This is a genomic window from Blautia sp. HCN-20427 (assembly GCF_037890365.1).
GTDB lineage: Bacteria > Bacillota > Clostridia > Lachnospirales > Lachnospiraceae > Blautia.
The window spans coordinates 61,994-87,318 of sequence record NZ_JBBKBX010000014.1 but is presented as its reverse complement, the minus strand read 5'-3'; the positions used below and the strand labels follow the sequence as shown (position 1 = coordinate 87,318).

At 45.7% G+C, this 25,325-nt stretch carries 24 protein-coding genes, 2 tRNA genes, 1 other RNA gene and 1 other annotated feature; of the genes, 20 read left to right on the top strand and 7 right to left on the bottom strand.

The window, feature by feature from the left end:
* Positions 1–16: 16 nt before the first annotated feature.
* Both WKT17_RS10100 and murC read right to left on the bottom strand, forming a co-directional pair.
* On the bottom strand, positions 17–1,048 hold the full coding sequence (locus WKT17_RS10100) for a DnaD domain protein (protein ID WP_173748053.1): 1,032 nt from the start codon (positions 1,046–1,048) through the stop codon (positions 17–19).
* A 318-nt stretch (positions 1,049–1,366) separates the two neighbouring features.
* Positions 1,367–2,746 carry a UDP-N-acetylmuramate--L-alanine ligase gene (gene murC / locus WKT17_RS10095; RefSeq protein ID WP_173748055.1) on the bottom strand — a complete coding sequence of 460 codons (1,380 nt, stop codon included), beginning with the start codon at positions 2,744–2,746 and terminating at the stop codon, positions 1,367–1,369.
* A gap of 212 nt (positions 2,747–2,958) precedes the next feature.
* Here murC and WKT17_RS10090 point away from each other — a divergent pair, with 212 nt between their 5' ends.
* Genes WKT17_RS10090 through spoVG form a run of 3 tightly spaced genes read left to right on the top strand, consistent with a single transcriptional unit; the run spans position 2,959 to position 5,683 of the window.
* Positions 2,959–4,233 carry a glucose-1-phosphate adenylyltransferase gene (locus WKT17_RS10090; protein ID WP_173748057.1) on the top strand — a complete coding sequence of 425 codons (1,275 nt, stop codon included), beginning with the start codon at positions 2,959–2,961 and terminating at the stop codon, positions 4,231–4,233.
* A complete protein-coding gene (glgD, locus tag WKT17_RS10085) occupies positions 4,230–5,345 on the top strand; it encodes a glucose-1-phosphate adenylyltransferase subunit GlgD (RefSeq protein ID WP_173748059.1) in 1,116 nt (371 codons plus the stop codon). The genes WKT17_RS10090 and glgD overlap by 4 nt, the downstream gene beginning before the upstream one ends.
* Before the next feature lie 50 nt (positions 5,346–5,395).
* Positions 5,396–5,683 (top strand): septation regulator SpoVG, encoded by a 288-nt coding sequence (spoVG, locus tag WKT17_RS10080; protein ID WP_173748061.1) that lies wholly within the window; start codon positions 5,396–5,398, stop codon positions 5,681–5,683.
* Between the two features lie 66 nt (positions 5,684–5,749).
* Here the strand turns inward: spoVG and WKT17_RS10075 are convergent, their stop codons facing one another.
* The 3 genes from WKT17_RS10075 to WKT17_RS10065 all read right to left on the bottom strand — a co-directional run bounded on the left by WKT17_RS10075 (position 5,750) and on the right by WKT17_RS10065 (position 7,898).
* Positions 5,750–7,132, bottom strand: a complete 1,383-nt coding sequence (locus WKT17_RS10075; protein ID WP_173748063.1) for an RsmF rRNA methyltransferase first C-terminal domain-containing protein — start codon at positions 7,130–7,132, stop codon at positions 5,750–5,752.
* 34 nt (positions 7,133–7,166) lie between these two features.
* Positions 7,167–7,589, bottom strand: a complete 423-nt coding sequence (locus WKT17_RS10070; RefSeq protein ID WP_173748065.1) for a hypothetical protein — start codon at positions 7,587–7,589, stop codon at positions 7,167–7,169.
* Positions 7,590–7,824: 235 nt separating this feature from the next.
* Positions 7,825–7,898, bottom strand: a tRNA-Pro gene (locus WKT17_RS10065).
* A gap of 150 nt (positions 7,899–8,048) precedes the next feature.
* On the opposite strand from WKT17_RS10065, the gene WKT17_RS10060 reads away from it, so the two are divergent.
* The 4 genes from WKT17_RS10060 to WKT17_RS10045 all read left to right on the top strand — a co-directional run bounded on the left by WKT17_RS10060 (position 8,049) and on the right by WKT17_RS10045 (position 10,731).
* A complete protein-coding gene (locus WKT17_RS10060) occupies positions 8,049–9,098 on the top strand; it encodes a DUF6128 domain-containing protein (RefSeq protein ID WP_173748067.1) in 1,050 nt (349 codons plus the stop codon).
* A gap of 108 nt (positions 9,099–9,206) precedes the next feature.
* Positions 9,207–9,292: transfer RNA gene (locus WKT17_RS10055), tRNA-Ser, on the top strand.
* 87 nt (positions 9,293–9,379) lie between these two features.
* Complete coding sequence (gene tadA, locus WKT17_RS10050; protein ID WP_173748069.1) at positions 9,380–9,874, top strand: tRNA adenosine(34) deaminase TadA; 495 nt, start codon at positions 9,380–9,382, stop codon at positions 9,872–9,874.
* Positions 9,871–10,731, top strand: coding sequence for a homocysteine S-methyltransferase family protein (locus tag WKT17_RS10045; protein ID WP_291683457.1), 861 nt, complete (start codon positions 9,871–9,873; stop codon positions 10,729–10,731). The genes tadA and WKT17_RS10045 overlap by 4 nt, the downstream gene beginning before the upstream one ends.
* Here WKT17_RS10045 and WKT17_RS10040 read toward each other — a convergent pair.
* Entirely contained in the window at positions 10,728–11,351 is a 624-nt protein-coding gene (locus tag WKT17_RS10040) for a DedA family protein (RefSeq protein WP_173748073.1), read from the bottom strand. The genes WKT17_RS10045 and WKT17_RS10040 overlap by 4 nt on opposite strands.
* Before the next feature lie 108 nt (positions 11,352–11,459).
* Positions 11,460–11,722: signal recognition particle sRNA large type (gene ffs, locus WKT17_RS10035), an RNA gene on the bottom strand.
* Between the two features lie 150 nt (positions 11,723–11,872).
* Positions 11,873–12,113 (top strand) — a binding site (T-box leader).
* A 101-nt stretch (positions 12,114–12,214) separates the two neighbouring features.
* Between ffs and proS the strand changes: the two genes are divergently transcribed.
* The 13 genes from proS (at position 12,215) to ftsH (ending at position 25,146) form a co-directional block, all read left to right on the top strand.
* Positions 12,215–13,654 (top strand): proline--tRNA ligase, encoded by a 1,440-nt coding sequence (gene proS, locus WKT17_RS10030; RefSeq protein ID WP_173748075.1) that lies wholly within the window; start codon positions 12,215–12,217, stop codon positions 13,652–13,654.
* A gap of 2 nt (positions 13,655–13,656) precedes the next feature.
* Positions 13,657–14,985 (top strand): CCA tRNA nucleotidyltransferase, encoded by a 1,329-nt coding sequence (locus WKT17_RS10025; protein ID WP_173748077.1) that lies wholly within the window; start codon positions 13,657–13,659, stop codon positions 14,983–14,985.
* A 75-nt stretch (positions 14,986–15,060) separates the two neighbouring features.
* Complete coding sequence (locus WKT17_RS10020; protein ID WP_173748079.1) at positions 15,061–16,041, top strand: CotS family spore coat protein; 981 nt, start codon at positions 15,061–15,063, stop codon at positions 16,039–16,041.
* A gap of 106 nt (positions 16,042–16,147) precedes the next feature.
* On the top strand, positions 16,148–17,884 hold the full coding sequence (locus WKT17_RS10015) for a phospho-sugar mutase (RefSeq protein ID WP_173748081.1): 1,737 nt from the start codon (positions 16,148–16,150) through the stop codon (positions 17,882–17,884).
* 176 nt (positions 17,885–18,060) lie between these two features.
* Positions 18,061–18,336 (top strand): HU family DNA-binding protein, encoded by a 276-nt coding sequence (locus WKT17_RS10010; RefSeq protein WP_111920462.1) that lies wholly within the window; start codon positions 18,061–18,063, stop codon positions 18,334–18,336.
* 110 nt (positions 18,337–18,446) lie between these two features.
* Positions 18,447–18,686, top strand: a complete 240-nt coding sequence (locus WKT17_RS10005) for an RNA-binding S4 domain-containing protein (RefSeq protein WP_173748083.1) — start codon at positions 18,447–18,449, stop codon at positions 18,684–18,686.
* 72 nt (positions 18,687–18,758) lie between these two features.
* Positions 18,759–19,043 carry a sporulation protein YabP gene (yabP, locus tag WKT17_RS10000; protein WP_173748085.1) on the top strand — a complete coding sequence of 95 codons (285 nt, stop codon included), beginning with the start codon at positions 18,759–18,761 and terminating at the stop codon, positions 19,041–19,043.
* A gap of 3 nt (positions 19,044–19,046) precedes the next feature.
* Positions 19,047–19,535, top strand: coding sequence for a spore cortex biosynthesis protein YabQ (yabQ, locus tag WKT17_RS09995; protein ID WP_173748087.1), 489 nt, complete (start codon positions 19,047–19,049; stop codon positions 19,533–19,535).
* The gene (locus WKT17_RS09990; protein WP_226853503.1) at positions 19,486–19,788 is read left to right on the top strand and encodes an FtsB family cell division protein; all 303 of its coding nucleotides are present in this window, start codon (positions 19,486–19,488) and stop codon (positions 19,786–19,788) included. Before yabQ ends, WKT17_RS09990 begins: the two co-directional genes overlap by 50 nt.
* Before the next feature lie 124 nt (positions 19,789–19,912).
* Positions 19,913–21,397, top strand: a complete 1,485-nt coding sequence (locus tag WKT17_RS09985) for a SpoIIE family protein phosphatase (protein ID WP_291683458.1) — start codon at positions 19,913–19,915, stop codon at positions 21,395–21,397.
* Between the two features lie 7 nt (positions 21,398–21,404).
* Positions 21,405–22,793, top strand: a complete 1,389-nt coding sequence (gene tilS, locus WKT17_RS09980; protein ID WP_294542533.1) for a tRNA lysidine(34) synthetase TilS — start codon at positions 21,405–21,407, stop codon at positions 22,791–22,793.
* Positions 22,786–23,307: a hypoxanthine phosphoribosyltransferase gene (hpt, locus tag WKT17_RS09975; protein WP_173748106.1), complete on the top strand. Its 522-nt coding sequence runs from the start codon at positions 22,786–22,788 to the stop codon at positions 23,305–23,307. The genes tilS and hpt overlap by 8 nt, the downstream gene beginning before the upstream one ends.
* A gap of 24 nt (positions 23,308–23,331) precedes the next feature.
* Positions 23,332–25,146: an ATP-dependent zinc metalloprotease FtsH gene (gene ftsH, locus WKT17_RS09970; protein WP_291683459.1), complete on the top strand. Its 1,815-nt coding sequence runs from the start codon at positions 23,332–23,334 to the stop codon at positions 25,144–25,146.
* Positions 25,147–25,325: the final 179 nt, after the last annotated feature.

Below are 25,325 nucleotides of genomic sequence, written 5' to 3'. Positions count from 1 at the left end.
TCTCCTTACCTGGTGCTTATTTGCCCAGAAGCTGTGTTTCCAGTTCTGCCATGTTGTTGTAATTTCTCTGCTGGAAATTGTTGAATCTGTTTTTGGAAGCGGGAGCTTTGGGCTTTGGCGCAGCCGCTTTTGCTTTGGCGGATTTTTTCTGCTGAAAATTCAAATCCAGGGAATCAATGTCTGATAAATGATGTACGCCCTGCTTAAACCAGCTTTCCAGAATGCTGTCTGCGTAGGAGAAGCTGGCTTTTCCCGTAGCCAGAACCGTGCGGCTGCAGGCTTCGGAAATAATTTCCAGGGTAAAACCGTACTGGTTCAGCCACAGATTCATGTACTGAATTTCCTTATCCAGGGGATTGCGGTTTTTAATGCCGAAAGCTCTCAATATAGTAAAATAATTTCGATTGTAAAGGTTCGTTTCTTCTTTGGCCTGATTTACCGTAGTGATGCCCTGTTCCGCCCAGGCCAGTCCCACCTTCTTTATGTACGCCATGCTGGTGCTGCCCTTGGATACACAGTATTCCAGAAGGTATTCCATCAGGTCGGCACAAAGATGTACTTCGTCATAAAGATATAAAAGGGTTTCCATATCTGTGGGGGAAAGCGTTTTCCCAAGATACTGTTCTGCAATGAACAGGATTTGCCGTACTTCATCTTTGTTTTTTAATTCCTGTATTTTGTCCAGAGAAAGATTTCCCGAATCAGATGAAGCGGCAGAAACTGCGGCTTCCTGCATCTGCGGGGCAGCGGCTTTAAGAGGAACAAAGACAATACCGGTCAGATTTCCCCGGCTGTCTTTGGCAAGGTCCAGAACCCCGGCTTTTTCCCAGTACCGCAGCGCTCTTTGAATGTCAGCTTCTGTACAGTTTAAAGCGTCTGCAACAGACGTAAAATCCAGAAGTGTTTTGGTCTGGGATGCGTGTCTCAGCAGATAAAGGTAGATTTTTACAAATTCGCCGTTGGCTGAAGGCATGTAGAAATCCAGAAAAACGTTGGATATAAACGTATAGTCCCCGGGAAAGGGGGTGTAAACTTCAAACTGTCCCATGTCGAACTTCCTTTACATCAGAATTTTGTTCATAATGAATCAGTTTCAGTATAGCACACAATTTTTAAAAAGAGAACAAGGTTTTTTTGCGACATCGAAAAACCACGTATTTTGGAGAAGTATGTGGGAAATGTGGATAATGTGGATAAAAAAGTGGATGGTTTTTTATGGGAAACCTGAAATTGTCGAAATTATAGGGATTTTAACATATTTTTAACACAAATGTCGTCGGATTATGTCAACTGTAGAATACACAAAAAAATCCACATGTTCGTGGATAAGAACATGTGGATGAATTGGTGGATAATGTGGATAAGTTTACATACCAAGGAGGTTTTCGCCTATTTTATACACATCTCCGGCCCCCATAGTTATCAACACATCGCCGTGGATACAATTTTTTAATAAAAATTCTTCGATTTCATCAAAAGTGGAAAAATAATAAGCATCCACTCCTTTTTCGGCAATCAAATCCCGCAAATCCCTGGAGGAAATTCCCAGGGTATCCGTTTCTCTCGCCGCATAGATGTCTGCCAGGACAACTTTATCTGCCAGAGCCAGAGCTTCGGCAAATTCCGGCAGCAGGGCTTTGGTACGGGTGTAGGTATGAGGCTGAAATACGCACCAGGTAGTTTTGTGCGGATATTTTGCGGCAGTTTTCAGTGTGGCGGCAATCTCCGTGGGGTGGTGGGCATAGTCATCGATTACAGTGACACCGCCTACTTTTCCCTTGTACTGGAAACGGCGGTCTGTGCCCGTAAAGTGCAGCAGACCTTTCTGAATGGTTTCAGTATCCATGCCGGTCTTGATACCAAGCGCAATGGCAGAGAGTGCGTTGGATACATTGTGAATACCCGGCACAGCCAGGGTGAAATGTCCGATGAACTGTCCGTTTCTGGTGCAGTCAAAGGACGGATGGGCAAACTCGTCAAAGACGATATTCTCTGCTTTGTATTCTGCGGGAGCATTTAGTCCATAAGTAATGATTTCGCAGGGAAGCCCTCTGGTGATTTCTTCAAAATCCGGAATATCGCCGTTGATAATCAGTGTTCCGTCTGCAGGGAGTTTTTCTGCAAAGAGACGGAAAGAATGGCGGATGTCATCTAAATCCTTGAAAAAGTCCAGATGATCCGCATCAATATTCAGAATGATGCTGATTTTTGGGAAAAAGCTTAAAAAGCTGTTGGTATACTCACAGGCTTCCGTAATAAAGGTTTCGGATTCGCCTACCCGGATGTTGCCGTGGATAGCAGGTAAAATACCGCCTACGGAAATGGTAGGGTCAGCGTCCGCTTCCAGAAGAACGTGGGAAATCATGGAAGTTGTGGTGGTTTTGCCATGGGTTCCGGAAACCGCAATGGGGAGTTCATAGTTTTTCATAATCTGTCCAAGCAGGTCTGCACGGGTGAGCATGGGAATGTTTTTTTCTTTTGCGCAGGCAAATTCCGGATTGTCCGGGTGAATGGCCGCAGTGTAAACCACCAGGTCCACATCTTCCTTAATATTAGAAGCTCTCTGCCCAATATAAACTCTGGCGCCTTTGGCTTCCAGGTGTTTTGTCAAATCGGATTCTTTGGAATCGGAACCGGAAATTGGGAAATCTTCACCCAGAAGTATTTCCGCCAGTCCGCTCATACTGATACCGCCGATACCGATAAAGTGAATATGAATGGGTTTATGAAAATCAATCTGATACATAATACAGAATCCCTTCTTTTTCTATTATTATAGTTATAGTAAATTATACCCACTTTTCCCCAAGTTGGAAACCCCTTTCTTTTGTATGGTTAAAAGCAGGTAAAATGTTACAAAAAGAAGTAAAATGTCGAAAAAAAATTGTTAAAATTGTTCACTTTTGCCAGGGGGTATGTTATAATGAAAGAACCATAGAATATACAAGAGGTGATTGCATGATAAAGAAAGAGATGATTGCAATGTTGCTGGCAGGCGGACAAGGCAGCAGATTAGGCGTTTTGACTGCAAAAGTTGCCAAACCGGCCGTGACATTTGGTGGAAAGTATAGGATTATAGATTTTCCACTCAGTAATTGCATTAATTCAGGAGTGGATACCGTAGGTGTGCTGACACAGTATCAGCCGCTGCGTCTGAATACCCATATCGGAATTGGAATTCCCTGGGATTTGGACAGAAATGTGGGAGGGGTTTCCATTCTGCCCCCATATGAGAAGAAAACAAATACCGAGTGGTATACCGGTACGGCCAATGCTATTTACCAGAACCTGGCATACATGGAAAATTTTAATCCGGATTATGTGCTGATTCTGGGCGGCGACCATATTTATAAGATGGACTACGAGGTGATGCTGGATTTCCACAAGGCAAATAAAGCAGATGTTACCGTAGCCTGTATGCCGGTGCCATGGGAAGAAGCATCTCGCTTTGGACTGGCTATTACTGATGAAACCGGAAGAATTACAGAGTTTGAGGAAAAACCTGCAGAGCCCAAGAGCAACCTGGCTTCTATGGGGATTTACATCTTTAGCTGGCCGGTGCTGAAAGAGGCGCTGATTGCTTTAAAAGACCAGTCCGGCTGCGATTTCGGAAAACACATTCTTCCGTACTGCAAGGAAAAAGGACAGAGGCTTTTCGCTTACGAATACAATGGATATTGGAAGGACGTAGGAACTCTCGGTTCTTACTGGGAAGCCAATATGGAACTCATTGATATTATCCCGGAATTTAATCTGTACGAAGAGTTCTGGAAAATTTATACGAAAGGTGATATTATTCCTCCACAGTATATTGCCGCAGATGCTGTTGTAGAAAGAAGCATCATCGGAGAGGGGACAGAAATTTACGGGGAGGTACATAATTCGGTTATCGGCGCCGGCGTCACCATTAAGAAAGGGGCTGTTATTCGGGACTCCATTATTATGAAGCAGACCACTATCGGCGAAAACAATGTGATTGATAAAGCCATTATTGCCGAAAATGTTACAGTAGGGGACCATGTGGTTATGGGTGTGGGAGAAGAAGTGCCCAATAAGCTGAAACCTAACGTGTATTCTTTTGGTTTGGTAACGGTAGGAGAAAATACAATCATTCCTTCCAACGTGAAAATTGGAAAAAATACAGCGATTGTAGGAAAGACTTCTGCTGAAGATTATCCGGAAGGTATTCTGGAAAGCGGTGAAACATTGAATAAGGAAGGTGAGACAGAATGAGAGCGATAGGTATTATTCTTGCCGGCGGCAATAATCACAGAATGAAAGAATTATCACAGAAGAGAGCCATTGCGGCTATGCCTATCGCGGGCAGCTACCGCAGCATTGACTTTGCTCTCAGCAATATGTCCAATTCCCATATTCAGAAAGTAGCTGTGCTGACACAGTACAATGCAAGGTCTTTGAATGAACATTTAAGTTCTTCCAAATGGTGGGACTTTGGAAGAAAGCAGGGGGGACTTTACACCTTTACTCCGACTATTACACCGGACAATAGCTTCTGGTATCAGGGGACTGCAGATGCTATTTATCAGAATCTGGATTTTCTGAAAAACAGTCATGAACCTTATGTTGTCATCGCATCCGGAGATTGCGTGTACAAGCTGGATTACAACAAAGTTCTGGAATATCACATTGCCAAGAGAGCAGACATTACTGTGGTATGCACCGATGTGCACGGAGATGATGCCACAAGATTTGGCTGTGTGAAGATGAATGAGGACTGCAGAATTGAAGAATTTGACGAAAAACCGATGGTGGCACAGTCCAATACTATTTCTACCGGTATTTACGTTATTCGCAGAAGACAGCTCATTGAACTGATTGAAAAATGCGGACAGGAAGACCGCCACGATTTTGTAAACGATATTTTGATTCGCTATAAAAATCTTAAGAGGATTTACGGATATAAGATTCACAATTACTGGAGTAATATTTCTACAGTAGAATCTTATTACCGCACCAATATGGATTTCCTGAAGCCGGAAATCCGGGAGTATTTTTTCCGTCAGTATCCGGGAGTACAGTCCAAGATTGACGATTTGCCTCCTGCAAAATACAATCCGGGAGCTTCTGTGAAAAATAGTCTGATATCCAGCGGATGTATTATCAACGGACAGGTGGAGAATTCGGTACTCTTTAAAAAGGTTTTTGTAGGAAATAACTGTGTGATTAAAAACTCTATTATTTTAAACGATGTATATCTGGGCGATAACACACACATTGAAAACTGCATTGTGGAAAGCAGGGGCACGATTCGGGCCAATTCTTATTACAGTGCGGAAGAAGGCATCAAGGTAGTGATAGAAAAGAACGAACGATATGTTCTTTAAAAAGACAAAAAGCACGACTGCATAAGGCGGCTAGGAAAGGGGAAGGTTGTATGAACATCACAGACGTAAGAGTAAGACGCGTAGCAAAGGAAGGCAAAATGAAGGCGGTGGTATCCATTACCATTGACGAGGAATTTGTAGTACATGACATTAAAGTCATTGAGGGAGAGAAGGGCCTGTTTATTGCTATGCCAAGCCGTAAAGCCACAGATGGAGAATATCGGGATATTGCACATCCGATTAATTCAGCAACACGTGAAAGAATACAGAATATTATTCTGGAAAAATATGAACAGGTACTTGCAGAAGAACCTTTAGAGGAAGCAGCAGAAGAATAAGGAAAACGCAAAAAAGCCCTGGGACCGGAAATGGTCTGGGGCTTTTTTTACGTGCGAAAAGAGGAATTATCCCATCTGACGCCAGCCGGATGGATATTTGTTTTTCAGAGTGCTGCCCACAGCCTTTCCCCATCCAAGAGGGAAACCGTCAGTACATACCAGCTGCCAACCGTTTTGGGCCGGGGTTTCTGCTTCGGAAAGAAGCAGAGTTTCTCCTTTTAAATAGCGGGCGATTCTTTCATCAGAGGAAGATAGGTTTATCACGTGCGCATAGTCCTCTCCCGAAAGAGCCATGGCGAAGGGCTGGGAAGGTTCAAAGCGGTTTTTCTTTAATTCGCCTAAAAACAGTCCGTTCCGCAGAAATTTAATACCTTTTAAGCTGCAGGTGTCTTTATCCGGCAGATAATATACATTGCTGCCCCGGACTTCCATTTTCTGAAAATCATAGGGCGCGGATACATTTTGGAAAAAATCTTCCAGAAGTTTTTGGGAAATCTTGTCCAGTTTGGTTCTTGGTCTGTCAGAAGAGGGAGTCAGGGTTCCTTCTTTTTCCATAAGAGCCAGAAAATGGCCTTCTCCATCCATGCGGTGAGGGAAAATGCGGACACATTTTGCCAGTCGTTCATCGTTGTTTCCAAGAGAAGGATAGCCGGGGGCAAAGCCTTCATAAGGGGCAATATCCAACAGTTTCATCTCAGGAAAGTGTTCCAGAACATAGGAAATCAGACCTTCATTTTCCACGGGGGAAAAGGTACAGGTGGAGTACAGCAGCCTGCCGCCGGGTTTCAGCATGGAAATGGCGTTGGCAATAATGTCTTTCTGGATTTTTCCGAAAAATTCCGGACGGGTTTCGTCCCAGGTCTTGGCAACATCGGGGTCTTTGCGGAACATACCTTCCCCGGAACAAGGAGCATCTACCAGAATTTTATCAAAAAATTCCGGGAAATATCCGGCGAGACGTCCGGGTGTTTCGTTGGTGACCATGGAGTTGCGGATGCCGAAAAGCTCCAGGTTTCTCAGCAGGGCCTTTGCACGGGAATTACTGATATCATTAGCCACGAGAAAGCCTTTTCCCTGCAGTTTGGCGCCCAGGGCCGTGGCTTTTCCCCCCGGTGCGGCGCATAGGTCCAGCACATATTCCCCCGGTGTGATTTCCAGCCGTTCTGCAGGGGTCATGGCACTTGGTTCCTGAAGATAGTACAGCCCGGCGGCATAGTAGGGGTGTCTGGAAGGCCGTTCCTCTTCGCCGTAAAAGAAACCATTGGACACCCAGGGAATGGGGGTCAGAGAAAAGGGAGAGATTTCCAGAAATTTCTCCACGGAAATCTTGTTGGTGTTTACGCGCAGACCGAATTTACGCGGTGCTTCATAACTTTTATAAAAAGCAGGGTATTCCTCCTGCAGCATTTGTTCCATGCGGGATAAAAATGAGGATGGCAGTTGTTCCATTACAGATTCCTTTCTTAAATAAATATAAATCGTTTTATGTCCAGCTATATTCATTCAAATTCAAATCATCGAACGTGGTATCTTTCTCTTTGGAAAGCCCGGCTTCAAAAATTTCATGCAGAAGATAGGACACAGTGTCGTTAGGGGCCTGTTTCCAGAAATTGTCCAGCCATGTGCCTGTATCCAGAATCATAGAAGATAAGAGCTCAGGATTGTTCTGGCATTTCTGCCACAGTTCTTCGATTTCGTCCAGGAATTTGTACTCATACATGTCCTGAATAAATTTATGCAGGGCATTTAATTCCAGATAATCTGTCAGAAGAGACAGACGGCGAAAATCATCAAAGGACATATTCATTTCATTTAATATTTTCTTGCGGTCATCTTCTCCGCAAATGCTGTAAAATACAATTTCATCTAACATTAATTTTTTTTTGAATTCATCTGCTTTTGACATTTCATATACGCTCCTTACTGTAACCCCAGAGTTACTATTGGTTACTATTATAAAACTACTTGAGCAGGAAATCCAGAAAAAAGTGAAAGAAGTGCAAAGTAATAGTTTGCACAATGCGTTTTTTGAGAGGATTCTGTGTAACTCCTTAAAAAGAGGGGGTTCAAGTGGAGCTGTGAAAAAGAAAAAACGCCGGAAAGTCTATAAAACAAGACTTCCCGGCACCTTTCATAACGAATCGAAGCGACGTGATTCGAACACGCGACCTCTGCGTCCCGAACGCAGCGCTCTACCAAACTGAGCCACGCTTCGATGTCAATGTGTGTTCAACAAATGATATTATATATAAGAAAATTGGAAATGTCAACAAAAATATGAAAAAAATTTGAGAAAATCCTTCGGGTTCTAAGGCAGGATGGGAATACATATATTTTAAGGATAAAGTTTCAGAAGAGAGGATATATGTCCGGTTATCGCAGATTTATAGCATATGTGTATGAATACCGAGAAGGAAGAAAGGGGGAGGGCAGAGGTTTTATCAAAGTGGAAGCCCGTAATGGCACCTGCCGTATGCGCTGTAAACTCACAGGGATTTATGAAAAGGAAACAGCACCGGCGAAAGTATATGGATATGTGCGGGAGGAAGGCGGGTGTACGGGCATTTTTCTGGGAGACTGCAATCTGGCAGGAGAACGGGTAGAATTTGAACTGGAGACACCCGAAGAACATATGGGAGAGAGCCGATATGGGCTTGGGGATTTATGCGGCCTGATATTGCTGGCGGATTCCGGAGAACTGTATGGAAGCGGTTGGGATGAACTGCCGGTAAACCTGCAGGAAATAAAGATTCCAAAGGCACAGCAGCGGGAAATAGAGAAGGAGAGCAGAGAAGTGCAGGCTGCGCAGACGGAGGAATACATAGAGGGAGAAGAGGAGAACGATAGCCGTTTTTCGGAAAAGGAGGACAGGGAGGAAAATCTGCAGGAAGAGGCGGAGGAAGAAACGCTTGTAAGAGAGCCGGTAAAAGAGCCGATGCAGAATCCGGGAAAAGATATGGAAAGAGAACCTGAAAATGCAGAAGAGAATGGGACAGCAGAGTATAGAGAAGAGATGGAGGAGGAAGATTTTGACGCAGAACCGGAAGAAGTTGAACGTGCAGATGAAATATTGAAACGAGAGACGGAACTGCCTTCTTTCTGTGATAATGGAATTACCCAGTGCCGGAAAATTACTCCCGGGGATTTGGGAATTTTAAACAGAAGAGACAGAGGATTGCTGACGAATCGTTTTCTCAGGCATGGATTTTCCAGGTACGGACACCTGCTTATAGGAAAACGGGAAGAAGACGGCAGGTACATTCTGGGTGTTCCGGGGGTTTACGAGAGCCAGGAAGCTTTGATGGCGGGAATGTTCGGGTTTCCTTATTTCAAGGAAACAGGAGGAGCCAACGGACATTCCCGGTATTTCGGATACTGGTACCGCATGATAGACAGACCCCAGGGGATGGAATAAAGAGGGCCGGTGGCTGCAGCAAACAACATGGTTCTGGCAGCCGCCGGGCAAAACAGCAATATTTCTACTTGACCCGCCAGGGAGTGCGATATATAATAAAAGCTGTTCGGAGACATATCGAAGTGGTCATAACGAGCCGCACTCGAAATGCGGTTGTCCGCAAGGGCACGTGGGTTCGAATCCCACTGTCTCCGCTTGGAAAATGGGGAGTGTCGCTTTTCACGCATGTCAAGCGATGCTCCTTTTGTATAACAGGATAGTTCCGTGAAAGGGGACAGAGTATGACAGAAGATGAAAAGTTTATGAAAGAAGCAAAGAAGCAGGCTATGAAAGCGTATGCATTGAAAGAAGTTCCCATTGGCTGTGTCATTGCATATGAAGGGAAGATCATTGCCAGAGGATATAACCGGAGAAATACAGATAAAAATACTGTGTCCCATGCGGAAATCAACGCAATCCGGAAGGCCAGCAAGAAACTGGGGGACTGGAGACTGGAGGGCTGTACCCTTTATGTGACTCTGGAACCCTGTCAGATGTGTGCAGGAGCCATTATCCAGGCCAGAATCGACCGGGTGGTCATAGGCAGCATGAATCCCAAAGCAGGATGTGCGGGTTCGGTGCTGAATCTGCTGGAAATGGATGGCTTTAATCATAAGGCACAAGTGACAAAAGGGGTTCTGGAAGAGGAGTGCAGCAGTATGTTGACTGGATTCTTTAAAGAATTGAGAGAGGAAAAGGCAAAGAAAAAACAGGAAGAAAAGGAGCTGGGATTATGACAAAACAGGAATTTCAAAATCTGGTGAAACAGGACATTGTAATTTTAGATGGGGCTACAGGTTCCAATCTGATGAAAGCCGGTATGCCGAGAGGCGTCTGCACAGAACAGTGGATTTGCGATAACCCGGAGGCTATTACCAGGCTGCAGAAGGCCTATCAAGAGGCAGGGTCTCAGATTGTTTATGCCCCTACCTTTTCGGCCAATGCCATAAGCCTGCAAAATCACGGTCTGGAAAAACATGTCCGGGACTTGAATTTGCGTCTGGTGGACATTTCCAGACAGGCTGTGGGGGATTCCTGCCTCATTGCCGGAGACCTGACTACCACGGGAAAACAGGAACTGCCTTATGAAGAACTCCTGGGCGCATACAGGGAGCAGATCGAGGCGCTGATGGAAGCAGGAGCAGACCTGCTGGTGGCAGAAACCATGCTGGGAGTGACAGAGCCTATGGCTGTGCTGGATGCAGCGGCAGGGGAACTTCCGGTTATGTGCACGCTGACCGTGGAATCGGACGGCAGTCTGTTTTTCGGCGGAAATATTTATGAAGCAGTGGAGACCTTGGAGGAAATGGGAGCCGCTGCTGTGGGAATCAACTGTTCTACCGGACCGGATCAGTTGTTTTCCGTGGTAGAAAATATGAGAAAAAGAGTGCAGATTCCATTGATTGTGAAACCCAATGCCGGTATGCCGGTGATAGATGAAAACGGCTGTCCGGTATACTCCATGGGAGCAGAGGAGTTTGCCGGACATATGAAGCGCATGACAGAAATCGGTGCGAATATTGTAGGCGGGTGCTGTGGAACAACTCCGGAATATATCCGGCAGGTGAAGGAAGCCTTGGGAAGACAGCGTTAGTCGGAAGGTTTTTTTGCCCATTGTCTTCGGAGAAAGAGCAACAGACCTGTAAACAGGAAAATAAGGAGAACGATTTTGGCAGCCCTGGTATAATTTCCAAAATACCGGGCTGCTTTTTGCCAGGAAGCGCCGGCCCAGGCTCCCAGGGAAATGAGAATGGTATTCCACAGCAGACTGCCCCAGACAGTGAGCCACAGAAAACGTGGAAAATTCATATTTGCCATACCTGCGGGAATGGAAATCAGGCTTCTGACAATGGGAATGAAGCGGCAGAGGAAGACCGTATAGTTTCCTTTGCTGTCGAACCAGGCCATGGCTTTTTGAATGTCTTCTTTTTTCAAACGAAGAGCTTTTCCCACGGGTCCGGAAATCAGGGAATCCATTTTGGAAGGGGAAAGCAGTTTTCCAAGCGCGTACAGAAAAATAGCTCCCAGCAGACTGCCAAAAGTCGCGGAAAGTATAGCGCCCGGTATGTGCAGAGTGGTGTAAGTGGTGAGAAATCCGGCGAAGGTGAGGATGGCTTCAGATGGAATGGGGGGAAAGATATTTTCTATCATAATCAGAAACGCAATTCCCACATAGCCATATGTACCCATGAGTTGGAGTATCCAGTGATTCATAGACCAAAAGAACCTCTTTTTTTCAGTTTATGCAATAGAAAGTGGAAATATAAGCAGGATTATCTGCCACTGGAAATGTGTTATCAGAACGTAATTCAAATTTTTTCACCGTGCGCCGCCCTTCGAAATTCTCTCATGAACGTTACCTCTACAGTTAACTCGGCCCAGGCACCCTCACGGCACACAAGAGCTTCTGCTTAGTGCTGCTGCATTCCTGCCCTGACACGGTTCACAGATTCCTGTTGCGTAAGACCCAAACGTCAACGCCACTTATAGAGGGCAGCTTCACAAGAAGAAATCCCTCGGTTTGGCAACACCCCTGCTGTAGCGGATTGCAGGTACAGGGCACCGCTATCTCCCCGGCTGCACGGTAGTTTACAGTATAACGGGTTTTCAAAGATTTGTCAACAAATATGTGCCGCCTCTTGACAAACGCTTCAAATTCCAATAAAATTCAAAATAGCAGAAGGTTTTTCATATAGATTCAGAAACACCTCTGCCCTTGAATTGGATAAAATATCAAAGAGGCGAAGAAGAGGAATAGTATGTACACGGAACTCCAAAGAGAGAAAGCCGTCCGGTGAAAGGCTTTTGTGGGAAGTATACAGAACCTGCCTTGGAGCTGTCTGCGAAAAGCAGAACGCGGGCTTTGGCGTTAAAAGAGCAAAGGAAGTGAGCAGTCCGGATTTTAGATATAGAAGAGAAAGACAGGACGGCTAAGAAGGGTGGTACCGCCGAGACGAAGACATATCGGTCCCTGATAACAGGGCTGAGCGTGTCTTTTTTTATTTTTATTTAAGAAAGCACACGCTGCGCCGGAGACACACTTACAAAGAAGCAAATAAGAAAAAAGGAGAAATGTTATGGCAAACAACAAAAAGCTGGTAGAGGCCATTACCTCTATGGAAGAAGATTTTGCGCAATGGTACACAGACGTAGTAAAGAAAGCGGACTTGATTGATTACACCAGTGTAAAAGGCTGTATGGTTATCAAACCGGCAGGCTACGCAATCTGGGAAAACATTCAGCACGAACTGGACAGAAGATTTAAGGAAACAGGGGTGGAGAACGTATATCTGCCTATGTTTATTCCGGAAAGTCTCTTACAGAAGGAAAAAGACCATGTAGAAGGTTTTGCGCCGGAAGTGGCATGGGTAACACACGGAGGTCTGGAACCATTGCAGGAAAGACTTTGTGTGCGTCCTACTTCAGAAACTCTGTTCTGCGATTTCTATGCAAAAGAAATTCAATCCCACAGAGATTTGCCAAAGGTGTATAACCAGTGGTGTTCGGTTGTGCGCTGGGAAAAAACCACAAGACCGTTCCTTCGTTCCAGAGAATTTCTGTGGCAGGAAGGACATACCGCACATGCAACTGCAGAAGAGGCAGAGGCAAGAACGATACAGATGCTGAACATTTATGCAGATTTCTGCGAAGAAGTGCTGGCGATTCCGGTTATCAAGGGAAAGAAAACAGACAAAGAGAAATTTGCAGGTGCAGAGGCTACTTATACCATTGAATCCCTTATGCATGACGGAAAGGCGCTGCAGTCCGGTACCAGCCACAATTTCGGCGACGGCTTTGCAAAGGCTTTCGGTATTCAGTATACAGATAAGGAAAATAAACTGCAGTATGTACACCAGACTTCCTGGGGTATGACAACCCGTATGATTGGCGCAATTATCATGGTACACGGGGACAACAGCGGTCTGGTACTGCCGCCGAGAATTGCTCCCGTGCAGGCAGTTATCATTCCGATTCAGCAGAGAAAAGAAGGCGTGCTGGAAAATGCCCGGAAGCTGGAGACACAGTTAAAGGCAGCAGGTATCCGCGTGAAGACAGACGTGACAGACAAGAGTCCGGGATTCAAGTTCGCAGAGCAGGAAATGAGAGGTATTCCGGTTCGTATCGAATGTGGTCCTAAAGATATGGAAGCCAATCAGGCCGTTGTAGTAAGAAGAGATACCAGAGAAAAGATTACGGTTTCCCTTGATAATCTGGCAGAAAGCGTACAGCAGATTCTGGATACCATGCAGAAGGACATGCTGGAGAGAGCCAGAACACACAGAGAAGCGCACACTTATGAAGCGACCGATTACGAAAGCTTTCAGAAGACCGTGGAAGAAAAACCGGGCTTTGTGAAAGCGATGTGGTGCGGCTGCAGAGAATGTGAGGATAAGATTAAAGAAGACGTACAGGCAACCTCCAGATGTATTCCTTTTGAGCAGGAAAATCTGTCTGATAAGTGTGTTGTCTGCGGAAAACCGGCCAAAAAAATGGTTTACTGGGGGCGTGCATATTAATTATGAAGCTTGAAGTTCCGAAAAAGGTACAGAGGATTATCAGGACTTTGCAGGAACAGGGATATGATGCTTATGCGGTAGGAGGCTGTGTTCGTGACAGCCTCCTTGACCGTTCTCCCGCAGATTGGGATATTACCACTTCTGCAAAGCCTATGGAAGTAAAGGAAATTTTCAAAAGAACCGTGGACACGGGCCTGCAGCATGGAACTGTAACCGTGCTTATGGAAAAGGAAGGCTTTGAGGTTACCACTTACCGGATTGACGGGGAGTATGAAGACAGCCGCCACCCCAAGGAAGTGATTTTCACGGGAAATCTGGAAGAGGATTTAAAACGCAGAGATTTTACCATCAACGCTATGGCGTACAATGATGAAACGGGTCTGGTGGATGTGTTTGGCGGAATCCGGGATCTGGAGAGCCAAATTGTCCGGTGTGTGGGAAATCCACGGGAGAGATTTACAGAAGACGCCCTGCGGATTTTAAGAGCCGTACGGTTTTCTGCACAGCTTGGATTTGCCATAGAAAAAGATACTGCATATTGGGCAAAGGCGCTTGCACCTACCCTGGAGAAAATCAGTGCGGAACGGATACAGACAGAACTGGTGAAGCTTTTGGTCTCCGCTCATCCCCAGTATCTGAAAACTGCGTGGGAACTGGGAATCACCCAAATTGTGCTGCCGGAGTTTGATGCCATGATGGAAACCCCTCAGAATACACCGCACCACTGTTACAGCGTAGGGGAACATACCTTAAAGGCGCTGGAATACACAGAAGCGGACAAGGTGCAGCGGCTGGCTGTACTGTTTCACGATATGGGAAAACCGGCCATGCGGACCACAGACGAGCAGGGTCTTGACCATTTCCATGGACATCCCAAAGTAAGCGCAGAACTGGCGAGAAAAATCCTGCGCAGGCTGCGGTTCGACAATGATACCATTCGAAAGGTGACGGAGCTGGTATCCTGGCATGAATGTCCATGGGAGTGTACGCCAAGGTCTCTTAGACGGGCTTTGAGCAAAATGGATGCAGAGCTGTTTCCCGTACTTTTGAAAATCCGCAGGGCGGATGTGCTGGCTCAGAGCGAATACCGCAGAGAGGAAAAGCTGGAAAGACTGGAAGAGAGCCGCAGGCTCTATGAAGAAATCCAGAGAAAGCAGGAGTGCATTTCCGTAAAGATGTTGGCAGTGTCCGGAAAAGACCTGATTGCCGCAGGCATGAAGCCGGGAAAAGAAATAGGAGATACCTTAAATGCCTTTCTGGAACTGGTTCTGGAAGACCCGGAGAAAAATACAAAAGAATATCTGCTCTCAAAGGTAAGAGAATCCTTGTGAACACGGCTTCTAACCCCCAGGTTTCGTGCATAGAATGAAAAGAGCGCGAAGCAAGAATAAAAGGGGGAGAAGCGAGTGTATGACCGTGGATTAAGTGTCTTAGAGCAATACGGCCTGGAGTCCAATGCCGTGTACCGCACAAGAGGAGCCCTTGTCTGTGAAACAGGACAGGGAAGAGTGCTGATAAAAGAGTTTGGCGGTACACCCAGAAAATTGGAATGCCAGGCTCTTCTTTTGTCCGATATTTCCGGGAAAAGCCAGGTGCTGACAGACGAAATTCTGCCCAATCTGGAAGGCGGCTATATGTCTTTGGACAAGGAGAATGTGCCGTATATTGTGAAGCGGTGGTATGAGGGGAGAGAGTGTGATACCAGATGTGAAGAGGACATCTGTACCGGGGCGGCTGCTCTGGCAAGTTTACATAAAGTAATGAAAATGCCGGTGCAGGAGCATTATGTCCGGGAATCCCTGTCCCAGGAATACAGAAGGCACAATGCGGAACTTCGCAAAATCAGAAAATTTGTGTCCGCCAAGAAAAAAAAGAATGATTTTGAACTGCAGTTTCTGGACAGTATCCAGTGCTTTCTGCAGCATGGAGAGACAGCCCTTGACAGGCTGGAGTCCTCCGGATATGAGAAACTGCGTGAGCATGCTTTGGGGGAGGGTACGGTCTGCCACGGGGAATATAATCAGCATAACGTCTGGATTTTAAAAGACCATGAACATGCGGCAGTGACGAATTTTGATAAATGGAGCTTCGATGTACAGGTAGCAGACTTATATCAGTTTATGAGGAAAATTATGGAAAAATATGACTGGGACAGAAAACTGGGGGAAAAGCTTCTGGAGACGTATGAAGAAATCCGCCCGCTTTCTAAAGAGGAGAGAGAATATCTGTCCATTCGTTTTTCCTATCCGGAGAAATACTGGAAATTGGCTAATTATTATTACACGCACAATAAGGCGTGGATTTCGGAAAAAAATGTGGAAAAATTAAAGAAAATCACGTCACAACACGACAAATGGCGAAATTTTTCAGAAAAAACAGGGATGTAAATGTGACAAATGCCTGTGCAGTATTTGAATTTTGACCTATGATAGTGTATAATAACCACAAAAAGAATTGCGCGGCAAAAGAAAGCTGCACAGGGAGGTAATAGAGATGGACTACAAAAAACTTTATGAAGAGTGGCTTGCCAATCCGTATTTTGACGAAAATACAAAAGCAGAACTGAAAGCCATTGAAAAGGATGAAAATGAGATTAAAGAACGTTTTTATAAAGATCTGGAGTTTGGTACAGCCGGTTTGCGCGGTGTCATTGGTGCAGGTACAAACCGTATGAATATTTACACGGTGAGAAAGACAACACAGGGACTGGCAAATTATATTGCAGCCGTGGGCGGACAGGCCAAGGGCGTTGCCATTGCCCATGATTCCCGCCGTATGTCACCGGAGTTTGCAAAAGAAGCAGCCCTCTGCCTGGCAGCCAATGGCGTGAAAGCTTATATTTTTGATTCGTTAAGACCCACACCGGAATTGTCTTTTGCTGTGCGCAAATTAGGATGTATTGCAGGTATTAACATCACTGCAAGCCATAACCCGCCGGAATACAACGGCTATAAAGTATACTGGGAAGACGGCGCACAGATTACACCGCCTCATGACTCCGGTATTATGGGAGAAGTGCAGAAAGTAACAGATTATAATACCGTGAAAACCATGGACGAAGAAGCTGCAAAGGCAGCAGGACTTTTCGTAGTCATCGGACAGGAAATTGACGATGCTTACATGGAAGAGTTAAAGAGCCAGGTGATTCATATGGACGCTATCAAAGCCATGGCAAAAGAACTGAAAATTGTGTACAGCCCTCTGCACGGCACAGGAAATATTCCTGCAAGACGTGTGTTAAAAGAGCTGGGATTTGAACATGTCTATGTGGTAAAAGAGCAGGAACTGCCTGACGGAGAATTCCCTACTGTCAGCTATCCCAACCCGGAAGCAGACGAAGCCTTTGACCTGGGCCTGAAACTGGCTAAGGAAGTGGACGCAGACCTGGTACTGGCAACCGATCCTGACGCAGACCGTCTGGGTGTCCGTGTAAAAGACAGCAAGACAGGGGAATACCACACCCTGACCGGAAATATGTCCGGCTGTCTGCTGGCCGATTATGAAATCGGACAGAGAAAAGCGGTAAACGGCACACTTCCGGCTGACGGCGCAATGATTTCCACCATTGTTACCACCAATATGGCCGCTGCCATTGCAAAACATTACGGCGTGAAATTTATCGAAGTACTGACCGGATTTAAGTACATCGGACAGCAGATTCTGGGCTTTGAGACCAAAGGGGAGGGGACTTACCTGTTTGGCTTTGAGGAAAGCTACGGCTGCCTTATCGGTACCCATGCAAGAGATAAAGACGCTATTGTGGCTACTATGGCTTTGTGCGAAGCAGCCGCTTACTATAAAACCAAAAACATGACTCTTTGGGACGCCATGATTGAAATGTATGAAAAATACGGTTACTATAAAGACGACATTCAGTCCATTACCTTAAAAGGCATCGAAGGACTGGAAAAGATTCAGACCATCCTGGAAAACCTGAGAAAGAACCCGCCGGCAGAGATTGGTGATTACAAGGTGCTTTCCGCAAGAGATTACAAGGCAGACACTATTGTGGATATGGAAACAAAGGAAGTGAAGGCAACCGGTCTTCCAAACTCCAATGTGCTGTATTATGACTTAAATGATGATGCCTGGGTTTGCGTTCGTCCTTCCGGTACGGAACCGAAAATTAAGATTTATTACGGTATCAAAGGCACTTCTTTAGAGGATGCAGATGCAAAATCCGCAGCACTTGGAAACGAAGTGAAAGAACTGATTGACAAAATGATGTAAATACCGTAAATGTCCTGTGAAGAACACGGTAATATGCTTGACAAACCTGTAGAAACAAGGTATAAATATCTGTAGACCGCGCGAATAGGCGGTAACTATAAGAGATTATCAGAAGCAGGATAGGCCGCCACGGCAGGCTTTTTCTGCAAGGCTAAATTATTTAGGAGGAAATACTCATGAACAGAACAGAATTAGTTGCTGCTATGGCAGAAAAATCACAGTTATCTAAAAAAGATGCAGAATCAGCTTTAAAGGCTTTCATTGATGTTGTATCAGAAGAAATGCAGAAAGGTGAAAAAATCCAGTTAGTTGGATTCGGTACTTTTGAAGTTTCTGAAAGAGCAGCAAGAGAAGGAAGAAATCCTCAGACAGGTGAAACAATGACAATTGCAGCATCTAAATCTCCAAAGTTCAAAGCAGGAAAAGCTTTAAAAGATTTAGTAAACGCATAAGCAACTTATTTATTTTAGGCAAGGAAAGCTGTTGCATTTCAGGATGTGACAGCTTCTTTTCATTTGCGTACAGGAAATGAAAAGAAGGCTCTTGGTAAAGGAGTGAGAGTATGAGACTTGACAAATATTTGAAAGTATCCCGTCTGATTAAGCGCAGAACCGTAGCCAACGAGGCCTGCGACGCGGGAAGGGTACTGATTAACGACAAACCTGCCAAGGCGTCGGCCCAGGTAAAGGCAGGAGATATTCTGGAAATCCGCTTTGGAAGCAAAAACGTCCGGGTAGAAGTGCTGGACGTACAGGAAACAGTGAAGAAAGAGGCTGCTGCAGAGTTGTTTCAATATCTCTAAGAGAGGGCAGGTATATCTGTCTTGCTTTTCCCATATAATGGTTCAGGAAGAAGTGTATGGGGGAAGTCGGTTTTGGAAGAAAAACAGCGAAAAGCAGTTCATAAAATCCAGCTTACAGACAGAAATACAGGGAGTGTCACAGGGGTGAAGGATGTGAATTCTTTTGACGAAAAGGAAATCAGTCTGGTAACCGAGGCAGGAGTACTTACTGTGAAAGGTGAAGACCTCCATGTGACAAGGCTGGATTTGGAAAAACAGGAGGTAGACCTTGCAGGCCGGGTGGACAGTCTGCTGTACAGCCAGGGCACTGCAAAGATGAAGGGCGGAGAAGGTATGCTGAAAAGGCTTCTGGGATAAACCGTGAGCGCCTATATGCATGAGGAACTGCTTTTCTTCTGCCGGGCTTTCTGGGCCGGAGCCTGCCTGGCTGCAGGCTATGACCTCCTTCGTATTTTTCGCAGGCTGGTGTCCCACAGCCCCTTTTTGACCGGTGCGGAGGACATTTTGTACTGGTGCTGTGCCGGGATTTATCTTTTTGGTATGATTTACAGGGAAAATGACGGTGTGATTCGGACGTATGCCCTTCTGGCCGTGTTCCTTGGCGGCTTTGTCTTCCATGCAGGTCCCGGAAGCGTTCTGGTGACCTGGCTGCCAAAAGTGCTCCGAAAGATTTTTCATTTTCTGGGAGTTCTTATAAACCCCTTGAGAAAGTGGAGAAAAAGGTTGAAATTTTTATGGGATAGAGTTAAAATCTCTCTATATGAAGCAAAAGTTATGCAGAAAATCAGGAAATGGAAAAATGAAAAAAAGAAAAAAAAGAATGAACCAGAACGGAATCGCGATGCTTAGTATTACTTTTGTAGTCGGTGTCCTGTTTATTGCCATGATGACCATGAGCCTGAATCTGCAGCAGCAGATTTCGGACTGTAAGACAGAAATGAAAGAAGTGCAGAGCCAGATTGACGAGGAAAACGAGCGTACAAAGGAAATTGATGAGACAAAAGAGCGTATGGACACGGATGAGTATGTGGCAGAGGTAGCCAGAGAAAAGCTGGGTCTTGTGAAAGACAACGAAATTGTATTTAAAGAAGAGGAAAAGTAGAAAACAAAAGACGGATTTTGTCTGAAAGTTTTCCGGACGGGAAGACGGTTTTTGACAAAGTTTGAAAACAAAAGCATCTATAATACTCCATGGATAGCGGTTGCTTATGCAGGGAGGGAACGAGATGCAGGAATGGATAATTGCCATGCTCGTAATCAGCGTACTGCTTATATTACGGGACATGGCAAAAACTATTTTTTCAGAGATGAAGAAAAGTGCGGCAACTCTGGCTTATGACCAGCACCCGCAAAAAGAAAAAATGCAGCGCTATGCAGATTCTTTTCAAAAGCTGGCGGACAGCTTCTATGGTCTGCCTTACCGGAAAGATTATCTCTCCAGTTCAGAGGTCGACGCCATGGTGACAGAGGTACAGGAAGGGCTGTGCCGCAGGTGTCATCTGCACCAGACTTGCTGGATTCAACATTCTGTCCAGTCCTATCAGAGCGTTTATCATCTGATTCGCGTCCTGGAAGAAAATGACGAGGAAGAGTTCCGAAAGGCCAAGGCGGATTTGATGGAGGTCTGTATCAGCCAGGGAAAACTGGTGCAGGAACTGCAGAGAATGGTAGAACGGGAGAGGCAGAATCTTATCTGGAATAACAAGCTTCTGGAAAACCGTGTGGCTGTGGCAGAGCAGCTTTCTGAGATGGCACAGCTGATGAAGAGCCTTTCCAGAGATCTATTTGATATGGCAGAGGCGGACGTGCAGTTTCGGGAAGAATTTGCCAGAAGACTGAAGAAGAAACATATTCTGGTACGGAACGTGTGGAGACTGGACCAGCCGGACGGAAAAGTCCGGTACTATGCGGAATTAAAGACAAAAGGCGGCTGTATTTCATCAGGAGAGGCGGCGGCCGTTCTCTCCGGCATGTGCGGCAGCCGCATGGTTGCCAGGGCGGAGGGGAAAACCCTCATTAACAGGGACTTTGCCATTATGGGATTTGCAGAGGAAGTCAATTTCAAAATGCTCTACGGGGCTGTGAAGATAACCAAGGAAAAAGAAACCATTTCCGGAGACAATTATACCTGTGCCACGGAGGAGAACGGGCAGTTTTTCATGTGTCTTTCTGACGGTATGGGTTCCGGGATTGAGGCGTGCCGGGAGAGTGAGAGTATTGTGGATACTCTGGAGCAGTTGGTAGAAGCGGGATTTTCCGGAGAGACGGCGGCAAAAATGGTAAATTCAGTACTGAATCTGAAAAGCCGCAACGGCAGATTTTCTACTGTGGATATTTCCATGGTGGATTTGTATTCCGGTGTGTGCCATTTTCTCAAAGCAGGAGCGGCAACCACATTTATTAAGCGGGACCACTGGGTAGAAGCCATTTCCTCTACCAGTCTGGCTCTGGGGCTGGTGCAGCAGGCAGACTTTGAATCCTCGGCCAAGAAGCTGTATGAGGGGGATTTTCTGATTATGGTGACAGACGGAGTGCTGGATGCGCTGCCGCCGGAAGAACCGGAGGAACTGATGAAAGAAATTATTCTCCAGACTCGTGCAAGTGCAGCGCAGGAACTGGGCAGAGGGATTCTGGAACGGGTGCTTACATACAGCGAATACAGAGCTACAGACGATATGACGGTTCTTACGGCAGGACTATGGAGGAAGTAAGAATAAAATGAACATGGAAGAAAAGGTGTTTTCCTATATAGAGAAATACAACATGATAGAAACGGGCAGCCAGGTCATAGTCGGAATTTCCGGTGGTGCGGATTCGGTATGCCTGTTGTTTTTATTAAAGAAGTATCAGAAAAGACGGGAATTTTCCCTTTGTGCCCTGCATGTCAATCATGGAATTCGGGGAGGGGAAGCCCTGCGGGACCAGAACTTCTCAGAAAAAATCTGCGAAGAACTCCAGGTACCTTTCCGGGTATATGCTGCAGATGTACCCCGTATGGCTGCCGAAAAGAAGCTGTCCTTAGAAGAAGCGGGAAGAGAGGCCAGAAGAACAGCATTTGAGAAATTGGCAGGGGAATACGGGAAGCCGCAAGGGGGGAGCGGAGAAAAAAAGGTACAGATTGCTCTGGCACACCATGAAAATGACAATGCGGAAACCGTGCTTCACAATCTGATACGCGGCACAGGTGCAGCGGGGCTTGGGGGAATCCGCCCCGTATGGGACACGGATACAGAGCAGGGGAGCCTGTGGTATATCCGACCTCTTCTGGAGGTTTCCAGAAATGAAATTGAAGAATTTTTAAGAGCACAGCAGATTACCTGGATGACAGACAGTACCAATTTGGAAACGGAATATACCCGAAATAAACTTCGCCATCAGGTGATTCCGGTGCTGGAGAGCATGAATCCGGCAGCGGTGCAGCATATCGGGCATACAGCCGGGACTATGCTGCAGATAGAAGAATATCTGCAAAGCCAGGCGCACATACTGTATAAAGCCCATGTAGAACCGGAAAAGAACGGATATGGTATCCGCAAAGAACTTTTCGGGGAAAAAGAATTGATGCAGTCTTATGTGGTGAGGGAAGTATTGTCCCGGGCTGCGGGGGGAAGAAAGAATCTTACGTCCACACATATTCAGGAGGTGCTGGATTTGGCCAAGGGGCGCACCGGTACTTCCCTGTCTCTGCCCGGCGGGCTTTTGGCCCGTCAGGTCTACGGAGATGTTCATATCATTTATGGGAACGAGAGGGAAAAAACGCTCTGTGAAATGGAATTTCAGATACTGCCCTGGGAAAAGGGGCAAATTGAGGAAAAAACATATACGAAATGGTTTGATTATGATAGAATAAGGAGTAGTCTGGAAATCAGACACCGGAAAACCGGTGATTTTCTTACTGTAAATGCGCAGGGGGGAAGAAAAAAGCTGAAGGACTATTTTATTGACTGTAAGATTCCAAGAGAGAAGAGAGAAGAACTCACTCTTCTGGCAGACGGTTCCCATATTCTGTGGATTGTGGGATACCGCATAAGCGAATATTATAAAGTTACCAGTCAGACAAAACAAGTATTAAAAGTACAGGTAAAAGGAGTAAACGAAGATGAGTGAAAAAATTCGTCAGTTATTAAGCGAAGAGGAAGTAGACCGTAAAATCCGTGAAATCGGAGAGCAAATCAGCAAAGATTACGAAGGAAAATGCGTACATCTGATTTGTGTGTTAAAGGGAGGCGTATTCTTTACATGTGAACTGGCCAAGAGAATTACAGTGCCGGTAAGCATGGATTTTATGTCTGTGTCCAGCTATGGAGACGATACCAGTTCCAGCGGTGTGGTCCGCATTGTAAAGGATTTGGATGAAACCATTGAAGGAAAAGATGTGCTGATTGTGGAGGACATTATTGACTCCGGACGTACGCTTAGCCATCTCATAGAAATTCTCAAACAGAGAAATCCCAAGAGCCTGCGTCTGTGTACCCTTCTGGATAAGCCGGAACGCAGAGTAAAAGATGTGAAGGTGGATTATGTGTGCTTCAATATCCCGGATGAATTTGTGGTAGGATATGGACTGGATTATGCACAGAAATACAGAAACCTGCCTTACATCGGAGTGGTAGAACTGTAAGCTTTCAGAAAGGAGAACAACAAGGTGGAGAGACAGTCAAGAAGCTGGATAATGCCTGTGGTGTTTTTGACCCTGCTCCTGTGTATCGGTGGAGGCCTTATCAGCCGGTTTACCCAGAGAAATGATTATTCTCTGGAGGAATTAAACCAGGCGATGGAAAAGAATCAGGTGACAGAGGTTTATATACGGCCCAACAGAGAGGTGCCCACAGGTAAAATACTGGTGCGCCTGAAAACAGGAGAGGAAAAAGAATTTACGGCGCTGGATGTAAAAGAAATACAGGAAATGGTGGAAAAGTCCGGGGAGGATATTTCTGTGAAGGTGGGAGATGTACCTGGAGACAATACTCTTCTGACTTCTATTTTGTCCCTTGGACTTACAGGCGTGATGCTGTTCTTCCTCTTTGGCATGATGAACCGGCAGATGTCCGGAGGCGGAAGCAATGCCAAGATGATGAATTTCGGAAAAAGCCGTGCCAGAATGTCTACGGATGAGGATAAGAAGGTAACCTTTAAAGACGTGGCAGGACTGCAGGAAGAAAAAGAGGAGCTGGAAGAAATCGTAGATTTCTTAAAAGAACCCCAGAAATATGTGAAGGTAGGAGCCAGAATTCCCAAAGGCGTACTTCTGGTGGGCCCTCCGGGAACCGGTAAAACCCTTCTGGCAAAAGCCGTGGCAGGAGAAGCCGGGGTACCGTTTTTCTCAATTTCCGGTTCTGACTTTGTGGAAATGTTCGTTGGTGTGGGCGCTTCCAGAGTCCGGGACTTATTTGAAGAAGCCAAGAAAAATGCTCCCTGTATTATTTTTATTGACGAAATTGACGCTGTGGCCAGACGAAGAGGTACAGGTATGGGAGGCGGACATGACGAGAGAGAACAGACTTTAAACCAGCTTTTGGTAGAAATGGATGGATTTGGAGTCAATGAAGGTATTATTGTCATGTCAGCGACCAACCGTGTGGATATTTTAGACCCTGCGATTCTGCGTCCGGGCCGTTTTGACCGTAAGGTAGGGGTAGGCAGACCGGATATCAAGGGAAGAGAAGAAATTCTCAAGGTGCATGCTGCCAAGAAACCTTTAGGGGAAGACGTAGACCTGGAAGAAGTGGCGAGAACCACAGCCGGTTATACAGGTGCGGATTTGGAGAACCTGATGAATGAGGCAGCGATTCTCACGGCAAAGGACGGCAGATATTTTATTAATCAGAACGATATTCGCCAGGCTTTTATCAAGACCGGAATCGGTGCGGAGAAAAAGAGCCGGGTTATTTCCGAGAAAGAAAAGAAGATTACTGCTTACCATGAGGCAGGTCATGCCATTTTATTCCATGTGCTGCCGGAAATGGAGCCGGTGCATACCATTTCCATTATTCCTACAGGCATGGGAGCTGCCGGTTATACCATGCCGCTGCCGGGAAAAGATGAAATGTTTAACAGCAAAAATAAAATGCTGGAGAATATTGTGGTATCTCTGGGCGGACGAATTGCAGAAGAGTTGATTTTCGGTGACATCACAACCGGGGCTTCACAGGACATTAAGCAGGCCAGCCAGATGGCCAGAGCCATGGTGACACAGTACGGGATGTCCGAGAAAGTGGGCATGATTCACTATGGAAGTGATGAAGATGAAGTTTTCATTGGAAGAGATTTGGCCCACACCAGAAATTATGCGGAGGAAACAGCTTCTCTCATTGACAGTGAAGTGAAACGTATTATTGACGAATCTTATGCAAAGGCAAAGAAGATTCTGCAGGAGCATGAAGATGTATTGCATAAGTGTGCAGACCTTTTAATCGAGAAGGAAAAAATCGGCAGGGAAGAGTTTGAAGCCCTGTTTTAGACGGGTTTTGTGCAGGATACTGGGAAAAATAAAAAATGAAAAGAACCGGTTATGTTGAAATTGGTCAAAAAAAACTTTCAAAAAAATAGAAGATTGTGCAGACTTTTTCAGGCCTCCATGGTATTATAATAACTGTAAAAACCCCCCAATACATTATATAGTTTTTGCTACACCCCATA